Source organism: Paraburkholderia ginsengiterrae (assembly GCF_001645125.1).
GTDB classification, from domain to species: Bacteria; Pseudomonadota; Gammaproteobacteria; order Burkholderiales; family Burkholderiaceae; genus Paraburkholderia; species Paraburkholderia ginsengiterrae.
The window spans coordinates 1-12,950 of record NZ_LXKA01000347.1; the positions used below are offsets into that span (position 1 = coordinate 1).

The 12,950-nt window shown below is 63.6% G+C and carries 6 protein-coding genes; 1 reads left to right on the forward strand and 5 read right to left on the reverse strand.

Features of this window, described 5'->3' with window-relative positions:
- The 3 genes from A6V37_RS29750 to A6V37_RS29760 all read right to left on the reverse strand — a co-directional run.
- A partial coding sequence (locus A6V37_RS29750; RefSeq protein WP_244174061.1) for an efflux RND transporter permease subunit occupies nt 1-2,870 on the reverse strand: 2,870 nt, incomplete at its 3' end.
- Nucleotides 2,867-5,992, reverse strand: coding sequence for an efflux RND transporter permease subunit (locus tag A6V37_RS29755; protein WP_064265693.1), 3,126 nt, complete (start codon nt 5,990-5,992; stop codon nt 2,867-2,869). The genes A6V37_RS29755 and A6V37_RS29750, both read right to left, overlap by 4 nt.
- 12 nt (nt 5,993-6,004) lie before the next feature.
- Nucleotides 6,005-7,294: an efflux RND transporter periplasmic adaptor subunit gene (locus tag A6V37_RS29760; protein WP_064286609.1), complete on the reverse strand. Its 1,290-nt coding sequence runs from the start codon at nt 7,292-7,294 to the stop codon at nt 6,005-6,007.
- Nucleotides 7,295-7,606: 312 nt separating this feature from the next.
- Here A6V37_RS29760 and A6V37_RS29765 point away from each other — a divergent pair, with 312 nt between their 5' ends.
- On the forward strand, nt 7,607-8,767 hold the full coding sequence (locus A6V37_RS29765) for a hybrid sensor histidine kinase/response regulator (protein WP_064265691.1): 1,161 nt from the start codon (nt 7,607-7,609) through the stop codon (nt 8,765-8,767).
- Nucleotides 8,768-8,805: 38 nt separating this feature from the next.
- On the opposite strand, the gene A6V37_RS29770 is transcribed toward A6V37_RS29765, so the two are convergent.
- A complete protein-coding gene (locus tag A6V37_RS29770; RefSeq protein WP_064265690.1) occupies nt 8,806-11,352 on the reverse strand; it encodes an ATP-binding response regulator in 2,547 nt (848 codons plus the stop codon).
- 17 nt (nt 11,353-11,369) lie between these two features.
- On the reverse strand, nt 11,370-12,596 hold the full coding sequence (locus A6V37_RS29775; protein WP_064265689.1) for a hypothetical protein: 1,227 nt from the start codon (nt 12,594-12,596) through the stop codon (nt 11,370-11,372).
- Nucleotides 12,597-12,950 lie beyond the last annotated feature (354 nt).

A 12,950-nucleotide genomic window follows, 5' to 3' on the forward strand; every position in this document is an offset into this window, starting at 1 on the left:
GGCGCGACGCGAGGAGCAAAGCTGGGTAGATCGTCGGCAGCGTCAGGTGTGTATAAGGGACGGATGTAGACCACGACCAGCGCGGCGAGGATAAGGGGCGGCACGGCGACCATAGACTGGGCATACGCCTGGGCGGCGCCCGCGAACGCGCCGTGGATCGACGCGGGCATGCCGATGTCGCGCCCGGCCTGCTCGAGGATCTGGCCGGCCTCGCTGAGCGAGCCGCCATTGGGCAGGTTGAACGAGATGGTGCCCGCAACGAGGCCGCTCTGATGGTTGACCTGGGTTGCGGTGTGGCTGTTCGAGTAGGTCAGCAATGCAGGCAGCGGGACCATGGTTTCGGCCGCGGTGCTGTCCGCGCTGCCGCTGGAATTGCCGCCCTTGCTGTTCGAGATGCTGTTGGTCTGCTGGTTCGCCTCCGCGTCGGCGTTCAGCGAGTTCGTATTGGCGCTGCTGCCGGACGCGCTGCTCACGGCCGCCGCCTGCTGCACGGCCTTGACGGTCGCGCCGGACATCTGCGTCTGCTGGGTGCCGCTTGCGTTGCCGGCGGCCGCGCTCATGAAGATCTGGTTGAGCGCCTGCGGATACTGCCAGTAGGCCGGTGCGACTTCCATCACGACGAAGTACTGGTTCAGCGGGTTGTAGATCGTCGACACGGTGCGCTGGCCGAACGCGTCGTACAGCACGTTGTCGATCTGGTTCGGCTGGAAGCCGTAGCGCGTGGCGGTCGCGCGGCTGATGTTCAGGTACGTCTGCAAGCCGTGCTGCTGCAGATCCGAGTTCACGTCCTCCATTTTTCCGCGGTATTTGCCGAGTTCGGCCACGAGTTTCGGCACCCACGTGAAGAGGGCGTCGGCGTCGTCGCTGGTCAGCGTGTACTGGTATTCGGCCGCGGCCTGGCGTCCGCCGATCTGCAGATCCTGCTGGGCTTGCAGGAAGAGCTGCGCGCCCGAGACGGCATTGAGTTTCGGGCGCAGCCGGTTGACCACCTCGGTGGCCGACAGATGGCGTTGCGCGAGCGGTTTGAGTTCGATGAATACGTTGGCTGTGTTGAGCGCGCGGCCGCCGGTGAAACCCGCAACCGATGCCACCGCCGGGTCCTGCTTCACGATGGCCTGCAATTGGGCGAGTTTCTTTTCCATGGCGGAGAACGAGATGCTCTGATCCGCAATGATCTGCCCGATCAGGATGCCGGTGTCCTGCTCGGGAAAGAACGTGCCGGACACAAACCTGACCAGGAACACGTTGAGCACGAGCAGACCGATCAACAGAAAGATGACTGCGCGCGAGTGGTCGAGCGCCACCGCGAGCGAGCGCGAATAGGCCTGCTTGAAGCGCTCGAATTGCGCTTCGCCCCAGCGTGCCCAGCGCGCCTTCGAATGCTTCGCCTGTTCGTGATTGAGCAGGTAGGCGCACATGACGGGCGTGATGGTCAGCGAGATCAGCAGCGACAGCAGGATCGCAATCGACAGCGTGACCGCGAATTCATGAAACAGCAGGCCGACAATGCCCGGCATCAGCAGGATCGGCAGAAATACCGCGATCAGCGAGAGGCTCATCGAGATCACCGTGAAGCCGACCTCGGCGCTGCCGCGCAGCGCGGCTTCTTTCGGCGGGAGACCGGCGTCGAGATGGCGCACGATGTTCTCCAGCACCACCACGGCGTCGTCGACCACGAAGCCGGTGCCGATCGTCAACGCCATCAGCGAGAGATTGTCGATGCTATAGCCGAGCAGATACATCGGCCCGAACGTGCCGATAATCGACAGCGGCAGCGCGACGGCGGGAATCAGCGTGGCGCGCGGCGACAGCAGGAACACGAACACCACGCCCACCACCAGCAGTACCGCGATGAACAGCGTGCGCTCGGTGTCGGCCACCGAGGAGCGCACCGACTCCGAGCGGTCGATCGCGACGTTCACGTGGATCGTGCTCGGCAACGCGGCTTCAATGACCGGCAGGCGCGCCTGGATCTGCTGGACCGTCTGCACGACGTTGCTGCCCGGCGTCGGATAGACGATCACCAGCACCGCCGACTTGCCGTTATAGAGCCCGGCATTGCGGATATTTTCGTTCGAGTCACGCACCTGGGCGACGTCGCGCAGCAGCACGGGCGCGCCGTTGCGGTAGGCGATTACGACGTCGCGATACGGCGCGGCTTTGCTGATCTGGTCGTTCGAGGTGACCACGTAGCGCTGCTCGCCCTGGTCGATGTGGCCTTTCGCGCTGTTCGCGTTGGCGGCGCCGATCGCCGCGCGCACGTCTTCGAGACCGATGCCGTAACTGTTCAGCTTGCCCGGTTCCAGCTCGACGCGCACCGACGGCAAGGCGCCGCCGCCGAGCGTAATTTGCCCGACGCCGCTGATCTGCGACAACTGCTGCTGGATTACCGAATCGGCGGAATCGTAGAGCTGGGCTTTCGTCAGCGTGTCGGAAGTCAGCGCGAGCACCATGATCGGCGCGCCGGCCGGGTTGTACTGACGGTAGGTCGGGTTGCTGCGCAGTGTGGTCGGCAGATCGGCGCGTGCGGCCTGAATGGCCGCTTGTACGTCGCGCGCGGCGCCGTTGATATCGCGGTTCAGGCCGAACACGACAATGATCAGCGACGAACCCACGTAACTGATCGAGGTGAGCTGGCTGACGTCGGCAATGGTGCCGAGGCGCCGCTCCAGCGGCTCGGCGACCGTCGCCGCCATGATCTCCGGGCTCGCGCCCGCCATGTTCGCCTGCAGCGCAATTACGGGAAAGGCGATGTTCGGCAGCGGCGCGACCGGCAGTCGGAAATAGGCCAGCATCCCGGACAGCGCGATCGCCAGCGCCAGCAGCACAGTGGCGACCGGGCGTTGGATGAAGAGCGCCGAGATGTTCACGGCGCGTTCTCCGGCGGTGCCGCGGCGCCGCCATTGGCCGCGCCGCGCCGGCTTCTCGCGCGCTGCGCGAGGCGGTCGAAGAACAGGTAGATCACGGGCGTCGTGAAGAGCGTGAGCACCTGGCTAAGCGTGAGGCCGCCAATGATCGCGAGACCGAGCGGCCGGCGCAGCTCCGAGCCGGTGCCGGTGCCGAGCAGCATGGGCAGGGCGCCGAGCATGGCGGCGAGCGTGGTCATCAGGATCGGCCGGAAGCGCAGCAGCGATGCTTCGAAAATCGCTTCGCGCGGCGGCTTGCCGTGAACGCGCTCCGCTTCGAGCGCGAAGTCGACCATCATGATGGCGTTCTTCTTGACGATGCCGATCAGCAGCACGATGCCGATGATGCCGATCACGTCGAGATCGCTGCCCGCGATCATCAGCGCGAGCAGGGCGCCGATGCCGGCCGACGGCAGCGTGGACAGAATCGTCACCGGGTGGATGTAGCTTTCGTACAGCACGCCCAGCACGATATACACGGCGACCAGCGCGGCGATCAGCAGATAGACCTCGCTCGAGAGCGAGTCTTCGAATGCCTGGGCCGCGCCCTGGAACGTCGAGGTGATCGACGGCGGCAGATTCACCGCGCGTTCGGCGTCGCGGATCTGCGCGACCGCGGCGCTGAGCGATGCGTCCTGCGCGAGGTTGAACGAAATCGTGACCGACGGGAACTGGGCGAGATGGCTGATCATCAGCGGCGATTGCTTGATGCTGATCTTCGCGATACCGGAGAGCTGCACCTGGCCACTGCTGCTCGTCTGGCTCGGCAAATACAGGTTGCCGAGCGACTGCACGGTGGGCATCGTCTCGGGCTTCGCCACCAGAATCACGCGATACTGGTCGGACTGCTGGAAGATGGTCGACACGATGCGCTGGCCGAGCGCGTCGTAGAGCGCGTTGTCGATGGTGGCCGCGGTGATGCCGTAGCGCGCGGCGAGTTGCCGGTTCACCTCGACGTCGACGCTCAGGCCATTGGTGTTCAGGTCGCTCGTCACGTCCGTGATCGCGGGAATCTGCTTCATGCGCGCGATCAACGCCGGCACGTACTGGTTGAAGGCGTCCTGGCTCGGCCCGCGCAGCACGAAGTTGTACTGGTTGCGCGAGATCGACGTGTCGAGCGTCAGGTCCTGCTCGGGCTGCAGATAGAGGCGGATGCCGGGCACGTTGGCGACTTCCTGCTGGATGCGGCGGCCGATTTCCTCGGCGGTGACGGAGCGGTCGTCGCGCGGACGCAGATTGATCAGGAAGCGGCCGTTGTTCAGCGTCGGATTGGTCCCGTCGATGCCGACATACGAGGTGAGCGACACCACGTCGGGATCCTTGAGGATCGCATCGGCCAGCGCGCTCTGGCGACGCACCATGGCTGAATAGGAAACCGAATTGTCGGCCACACTAATCCCCTGGATTACGCCGACGTCCTGCACCGGGAACAGGCCCTTCGGAATCACGATGTAGAGGATCGCGGTGAGCGCGACGGTGATGAGCGCGACCACCAGCGTGAGCGTCTGGTGATCGAGCACCCATCTCAGGCCGCGCTCGTAGGCGTTGAGCGTTTTGTTGAACAGGCCTTCGCTGAAGCGCTCGAAGCGGCTCGGATGGCGCTGCGCCTGGGCGCGCAAGAGGCGCGCGCACAGCATCGGCACCACCGTCAGCGAGACCACGGCCGAGATCACGATGGTCACCGCGAGCGTGATCGCGAATTCGCTGAAGAGCCGGCCGATCACGCCGCCCATGAACAGCAGCGGGATCAGCACGGCGATCAGCGAGACAGTCAGCGACAGAATGGTGAAGCCGATCTGGCCGGCGCCTTCCAATGCCGCTTCGAGCGGGGTCTTGCCCTCTTCGAGATAGCGGACGATGTTCTCGATCATCACGATCGAATCGTCGACCACGAACCCGGTGGCGATGATCAACGCCATCAGCGAGAGGTTGTCGATCGAATAGTTGAGCTGGTACATCACGGCGAGCGTGCCGATCAGCGACACCGGCACGGAGATGCTCGGAATGACGGTAGCGGGCACGTTGCGCAGGAACACGAAGATCACCAGCACGACCAGCACGATGGCGAGCACCAGTTCGAACGCGGCGTCCGAGACCGACGAGCGGATCACGCCGGTGGTGTTGGCCACGACTGTGACCTGCAGGCCGGCGGGCAGCGTCGATTCGAGCTGCGGCAGCTGTTTCATGATCTGGTTCACGGTGGCGATCACGTTCGCCCCCGGCTGACGCTGCACGTTCAGCACGATCGCGGGCGTGCGGTTGTACCACGCCCCGCGTTCCACATCCTGAGCGGCCTGGCTCACGCGCGCGACATCGCGCAGGTAGACCGGTGCGCCGTTCTGGTAGGCGATCACGGTCTCCAGATAGTCTTTCGGGTCGGCGATCTGGTCGTTCGCGTTGATCGTGTAGTCGAGTTCCGGGCCGTCGAAATTGCCCTTCGGCTGGCTGACGTTGACGTTGGCCAGCAAGGTGCGCAAATCGTCGAGATTCAGTCCGTAGGCGGCGAGCTTCTGCGGGTCCGCTTCGACGCGCACGGCCGGCACGTTGCCGCCGGCCGTGGTCACGAGACCGACGCCGGGGACCTCGGAGATCTTGGTGGCGAGACGATTGTTGGCGGTGTCCTGCAACTGCGTCAGCGACATGGACTTCGAGGTGACCGCGAGCGTGAGGATCGGCTGGTCGGCCGGGTTGACCTTCGCGTAGGTCGGCGGCGCGGGCAGGCCGCTCGGCAGGAAGCTGTTGGCGGCGTTGATGGCCTGCTGGACGTTCTGCTCGGCAATGTCGAGATTCAGCGAGAGATCGAATTGCAGCGTGATGACCGACGCGCCTTCCGAACTGTACGAGACCATCTGCTGCAGACCGGGGATCTCGCCGAGCTGGACCTCGAGCGGCGCGGTGACGGTGGTTGCCATCACGTTCGGGCTCGCGCCGGGGTAGAAGGTCTGGACCTGGATGGTCGGATAGTCGACGTCGGGCAGCGACGAGACCGGCAGAAAGCGCACCGCGACCAGCCCTACGAGCACGAGCGCGATCATCAGCAGCGACGTCGCCACGGGTCTGAGGATGAACAGCCGGGAGAAATTCATCGCGGCGCGGCGCTACGAAGCCGTTGATGTCTGGCCTGGTGCGGCCGTGCCGGGCGCGGACGCCGGACGCGTCCGCTGGACGGCGGAGGCAGGGGCTGCCGTTGCCGCCGGCGTTGTTGCCGATGTCGCAGCCGATGCGCCCGTCGCATTCGACGCCGGCCGCGCGGAGCTCGCCTTGATCTTCATGCCGTCGCTCAAGCGGTCCATGCCGTCGGTGACGACCACGTTGCCCGCGGCGAGCCCCGCCGTGATCACCGTGTGCTGGCCGTCGCCCGGTCCCAGCGTGACCTTGCGGACCGACACCGTGCTGTCGGCGTTGACGAGGTACACATAGTCGCCGGGGGCGCCGTTCTGTATCGCGGGGGTGGGCACCAGCACCGCGTTCTGCAGCGTGTCGACCAGCAGCTTCACGTTGACGAACTCGTTCGGGAAGAGGGCTTCGTCGTCATTGGGGAAGCTCGCGCGCAGCGTGACCGTGCCGGTCGCCGTCGCCATCTGGTTGCTGATGGCGTACAACGTGCCAGTCGCCAGTTGGCGGGTATTGTCGCTGCTGAACACCGTGACGGGGAGCTGCGCCCCTGACTTGCTGCGCTGCAACACCTTGTCGAGCGCGCTTTGCGGCACCGTGAATTCGACCGTAGTCGGTTTCATCGAGGTGATGACGGCAATGCCCGGCTGGCTCGAGGCGGTCACGTAGTTGCCCGGGTCGACGAGGCGCAGCCCGACTCGGCCGGCCACCGGCGCGGTGATGTGGCAGTAGATCAGGTCGAGTTCGAACTGCGCAATGTTGGCCTCGTCGGCCTTGACGGCCGCTTCCTCCTGCTGCACGAGAAACTGCTGATCGGCATAGGTTTGCTCGGCAATCGACTTGCGCTCGTTCAATTGCGTAAAGCGCACGAGGTCGGCGCGGGCCTGGGCGAGCGCCGCCTTGTCCTTGGCCAGTTGGGCCTCGGCCTGGCGCTTGCTGATTTCGTACTGGCGCGGATCGATCTGTGCGAGGAATTGCCCCTTCTGGACCTCTTCGCCTTCGCGATAGCCGACCGCGGTCAGGTAGCCGCTCAGCTGCGGCAGCACGGTCACGGTGGCGACGGGGGTCACCGTGCCCAGCTCGCTCAGCGTTTCGGGCATGGGCCCGATGATCGCGGTGGCGACCGTCACGACCTGGGGGGCCGCAGCGGGTTTTTGCGTCTTCGAGCGAACCAGATGGATGATCACCAGCGCGATCAGCGCCAGCACCACGACGGCGAGGATCAGGCGGCCGCGCCGTGGCCGCTCTGCCCGGGTTGACGGCGCTTCGCTCATGACACGCTCCCGCCGGAGCGGAGGCATCCAGCGAACGCCGTCAATGGACGGCCCGGCCAATTGCTGTCGAAGAGCGTCATACAAACTCCCTGGCTGGGGTATCGCCGATATCGCCGATAGCGGCGACAGGAATCCAGACAATCACAAACAGAGTCTATCCGACTGTGGACCTTATTTCGTAACCGCATCTTGAGCCGCAGTTTCGATTTGTTACTGTCGCTTGCGGTGTGAGGCGCTGCCGTATTTTTCCCCGGCGCGATCCCCTATACTTCCACACTCGATTTCGACCTGCCGCGATGCGTTGCGAATGCGATGAGTGACACTATGCAGCCCCCGTTTGCCATTCTCTTCGTCGACGACGACGAGATGTCACGCAACCACTTCGCCCGGGCGATCGGTGCGGACTACAGCGTGCATGTCGCCTCCGGCGCCGACGAAGCCATGGCGGTGCTGGGCCGGCATGGCTCGGAGATCGCCGTGATGGTGACCGATTTCCGCATGCCGGGGCGCGACGGCGACGATCTGCTGCGCCAGGTGGCGCAGGAATATCCGCAAATCATGCGGATACTCGTAACCGCGTACGCCGACAAGGACATGCTGCTGCAGACGGTCAATACCGGCGACATCTTCCGCATCCTCGAAAAGCCGCTTCGGACCGACATGGTACGCGAGGTCCTGCAACTGGCGATCGCGCGCTACACGGAGCGGGAGACCCGGCAACAGCGGCTGCTGGCCATGGACGAGACGCTTGCCTTTCTCGCCCACGAATTGAACACGCCACTCGCGACCATCTCGCTCTTTGCGCGTTCCGTCGAGAATGACGTCGGCGAGCAATATGATCCGGAACGGCAAAGGGCGATCGGTCAGGCGGCGAGCTCCATGCTGAACAATGCGCAGTACTGCCTGACGCTGATCTCGTCGTTCTGGGCGACGGTGCACAAAAGCGGTGGCCAGCAATCCGCGTCGGGCGCCGGCGCCCGCGAGGTGAGGGCGACCCGTCTGATCGCCACGTTGCTCGATACCTATCCGTTTGTCGCGTCGCAGCGCGACTGGATCAAGGTCGACGTGGCGGGCGATTTCGTCGTGCATGCCATGCCCAACTGCGTGGCGCTGGTCCTGTCGTCGCTGTTGTCCAATGCTTTGCGCGCGCTCGACGGTACGGATGCGCCGTCTTTGCAGCTCGAAGTCGTGGCAAGCCCGGAGCCGGAGATCCGGATTTGCGACAACGGACCGGGGATTGCGCCCGAGATCAAGGCACGTCTGCTGCAAGACCCCATCACCACCTACGGCGGCGCGGGCGGCCACGGCATGGGCATGATCTTTTGCAACCGGATCATGCAATCGTTCGGCGGGTGTCTGCGGATCGATTCGACTTACGGCGCGGGCACCACGGTCACCATGAGTTTTCCGGGTTTCAATGGCCGCATGCATGCCAGTGACAACGAGGTGCCGTCCGGCAGTCAGACCGCGTAGCAGTCAGGCGCGGGGCGCTCGCTGTCATCTCAGAGGCATCAATCGTTCAGAAAGTCGCGATGATCGCGACGTGTCTTCGCCGAGTTGAAATACCCTTGCAGCGCGTCGGCGGAACGTCCGCCCAGCAGGCCGATGCGCGCCAGCCAGTTGTCCTCCGCGGGCCATGCGCCCTCGACCACGCGCGGATAGATCTGCCGCGCGAACTGATGCAGCGCCTTCGCCCCGATGTTGCCGCTCACGCCAAGCAGCAGATGCAGGGCGCGGTGCGTCGCTTCGAGGTCGTCGGCGTCCGTACTGATCTCGAGGCGGTCCACCAGCTGGCGAATCTGCTCGATGCCTTTGATGAACGAATCGTCCAGCAGATCGAGCGCGACCAGTTCTTCGAGGTGTTTCTCGTCGAGCAGATCGCTTTCCCGGATCGCGGGCAGCGCGCTGGCCGGCGCGGCGGCCGTGGGGGCGGGCGCTGCTTTGGCGGCAACGTTCGCCACCCGTTGCGGCGTCAACTGTCTGGCGAGGCAGATGTACAGCGAGCCGCCGTGCACGGGTTTGATCATGACCTCGTTCATGCCCGCCGCGAGGCAGGCCCGCACGGCGTCGTCGTCCGACTGGCTGGTGAGGGCGATGATCGGCACCGTGGCGTAGGCGTCGGTGCGGGCACGAATCGACGCGGTCGTTTCCACGCCGCCCATGCCCGGCATGTTCATGTCCATCACGATGGCGTCGATGACACCGTGCTCCTGCAAGCGAGCCAGCACAGCCTGGCCGTGTTCGGCCTCGACCACGCTTGCACCACATCGCTCCAGATAGGCTTTGGCCACCAGCCGGCTGTAGGTGTCGTCGTCCGCGACCAGAATCGACTTGCCGGCGAACGCGTCGGTTTTCTGGCTCAGATGGTGCCGGTTGCCGTTTTCAAAGAGCGCCTGGACCGAGGTGATCAGTTCCAGCACGCTGGACGATTTGCTGATGATTTCGTCCATGCCGGCGCGCCGGGCGAGCACGCGCGCCACGGTGCCGGGCTCCGCCGTGTAGGCGGATATCAGCACGTCCCAGTGTGGCGATTCATGGTCGGCGCGAATCCGCTCCGTGGCTGCATAGCCATCCAGAACCGGCATGTCGATGTCCATCAGGACAAGGTCGTGGTGCGCGGACTCCCGCAGCACCGCCAGCGCCACTTCGCCATTTTCCGCTTCGCTGACGTGCGCGCCCACCTTCAGCAACGCGCGGCCGGTTCGCATGCGCTGCCCGGCGTCGTCGTCGACGAGCAGAATGCGCTTGCCTCTGAAAACCGGCGTGGCGCGTTCAAAGATCTTGTGTTCGTAGTCCTCGATTTCGCTCTTCGAGACCACTGGAAACTGCAGCGTGAACGCTGTGTACTTTCCGACTTCCGAGCGGCAGCCAATGGTGCCGCCGAAGGCGTGCATAGCGCGCTGGCAGTAAGCGAGCCCGAGCCCGGTGCCAGCCGAATTGCCCGACGTGCGAAACGGCTCGAACAGGTGTGACAGCATCTCGGGCGCAATGCCGGGTCCGGTGTCGCGCACCATGACCAAGTTCCGGTCGACCGTGAGCGTGAGCGTGGCCGAAGCATGCGTAGCAATGTGATGAAGCGCGTTCTTGATCAGATTGAACAGGGTGAACAGGTAGACCGTTTCGTCGACCTTGAAGGTGAAATCCTCCAGCACCACGAGCTTGACCTTGTCGCGCTCCTTTTCGTCGGCGAAACCGTATTCTTCCAGCGCTTTGCGCGTGGTGGACGCCGCGCTCAGATAAGCGAGGCCGTCCGAGCGAATGGGTTTGGCGCTGACTTCGTCGAGTGTCATGGCGATAATGCGCAGACCGCGCTCAATCGACAATTGCCCGTGCGCCAGATGACGATACAGGCTTGCCGCGCCGTCGTGCGACAGCGGCGACGCGCGGCTGGATTCCACCGTGGCCGGCAGTGCCTCTTCCACCCGATCCAGAACATGCTTCAACTGGCCGAGGGGGTTGCGCATTTCATGGGCGATCGAACCCGCGAGCGCCTGCAAGGCCCGGTTCTTTTCGACGAAGATGCGGCCTTTGCTGATCGCATGGCTAAACGCCATGCTGCACAAGACGACCACCGGCAGCAGCGCGAGGTTCGACTGATCTTCCGCGCTCACGACGATCGGCACAGGGGAGCTGAACACCGCGGCCAGCGCGCCGGCCAATACGCCGATGCCGATGCAACCCATCAGCAAAAACGGACTGTCGATGCACAGCGCGAGAATGAAGATCATCATGACCTCGGTCATCATCCACATGGTGGAGAATGAATTCCGGATCGCGAGGAACGTGCAGACGAACGGCAGCACGTAGATCAGGCAGCAATGCCAGTAGATCAGCAGGAGGTGGTTGTAGCGCTTCGGCCAGCGTGCCTGGAAGACCAGCGGAATGCAGAGAGCCGCCGCGCTCAGCCGGAGGTAGAGGTTGTCGTACGGTTGGGGCAGGACATAGGTCCAGACTACGTAGTAGATGGGGTGGCACAGGAGGCCCAGGGCGCCGCCCCATCGAATTGCAAACCGGCTTCGTTCCAGCACGTCCCGCATGCTTTCGCGCGGTATGACCATCAGGCCTCCAATGACATTTACGACCCCATCAATTCATGCTTGTTGCGGTGTTGCGTTTCCAGGCTGATCGGCGAACCGTTCTTGCCATGGAATGGGCCGACCGTAAATCCGTATTTCTTCAGGAGACCGTGCGTGTAGGACACCGACCACACGGGCGGGCTGCCGATGATGAAGTCGGAAGCAATGCCTTCCTGCCAGGCGGAGTAGCCTTCGGCGAAACACGTGTAGCAATCGCGCGTGGTCGGCAGCCGGAATGGGAACGTGGTATTGAGTCCGGCAGGGCCACGCGCGAAGCACTCAATATATAGCGTATGTTCGCGAGACGCGAGTTCGGCCTCGACGCTCGCTGCCCGCGGATGGGAGTCGTCTATCCAGAATTGGGCGCGCTTGAGATCGTCGACGGTGAGGTACGGCACGCTGGTGCTGCTGGCAAGTATCGCCCCATCGAACTGTGGCAACGGTGTGTCCGGACTGAACGTATGCACCGACACTCGGGTTTTTCCGAGCAGGTCCGATGCCATCAACTCCTTTGCCTGGTCATTGAGCAGGTTCAGCTTGTCCGGCAAGTCGATCAGGACCAACTCCTTCGGGGCATCCTTGTAGAGCGCGTACTTGGCCACGGTCGTGCCCAGCCGCCCGGCCGCACCGAACAGCGCGAGCTTGGTCCTGCCGAACTCGAGGTCGAGTTCATTGCAGCAGTGCATGGCCCAGTCTTTCAGCATTGCGGCGGTGGCGGCGTGACCCGTGGTGATATGAGGCGGCTTCGTGTCGCGCGGCAGGGCGCCGTAGTTGCAGGCGTAAGGAGTGGAAGCGCCCATCGCGACCATGTTCAGGCCTGCCTGCCTCGCCAGTTCCAGCGCCGGGAAAAATTGCGTCTCGCGGAATCGCTTGATGCCGCGCGGGCTTCCCAGCCACATTTCGAGGGGCACCGGGCAGGCGATATTGGCGCCGATAATCTGTGAACCCGAATAAATCGGCGACGCAATAAACGGTTTGGTGTTCCACAGCTCCTCTTCGAATGACGCGTCTCTGCGCTTCACATTGTGAAATGAAAATGAAAGAGTGTCCCAGTCGGTAGCGTGAAACAGAAAGCCGATGCCGCCTTGGTTGGCGGGCAGATTATCCCGGATCTCTTCCGGGCTGATTATGTGTTTGAGTGCCAAAGGGGCACTGTTTTGATGCAGGCTGGCACCGGCGTGGCAGTCGGAATAGGTCAATATTTCCGTATGTAAAGATGCTCTCATTTGGCTATTTTCCTTAGGATGAACTTACGCTGGACTAATCAGCGGCGTGGTGCCGCTCCGGATTCACGGGCGACTCTTTAACTCTAGAGAAAACTGATGCAATATGCCCGTCTGTTGGTTCGCATTGCCTAGAAAATCACTTACCGCTTTTCCTGGCTTGGGACATTGGGATCGACCCGCAGGCGCGGTATGCCGGTTTGACCAAGGCGGCTCGATCAAGGCAGCTCAGCCAAGGCGGCCGCCGGCCGACCTTATCCACAGAAAATGTTCATATCTTTGTGGACAAGTCCTGGGCAGGCGCTGTAACTGATTGAGCGCAGGGCGATTTCCGTCGCGGACCAGCGAACGCGCTTA

Excerpts from the sequence above, each read along its gene's own strand:
- A6V37_RS29755 (WP_064265693.1), bottom strand. The coding sequence starts at position 5,992 with ATGAATTTCTCCCGGCTGTTCATCCTCAGACCCGTGGCGACGTCGCTG.
- A6V37_RS29760 (WP_064286609.1), bottom strand. The coding sequence starts at position 7,294 with ATGAGCGAAGCGCCGTCAACCCGGGCAGAGCGGCCACGGCGCGGCCGC.
- A6V37_RS29765 (WP_064265691.1), top strand. The coding sequence starts at position 7,607 with ATGAGTGACACTATGCAGCCCCCGTTTGCCATTCTCTTCGTCGACGAC.
- A6V37_RS29770 (WP_064265690.1), bottom strand. The coding sequence starts at position 11,352 with ATGGTCATACCGCGCGAAAGCATGCGGGACGTGCTGGAACGAAGCCGG.
- A6V37_RS29775 (WP_064265689.1), bottom strand. The coding sequence starts at position 12,596 with ATGAGAGCATCTTTACATACGGAAATATTGACCTATTCCGACTGCCAC.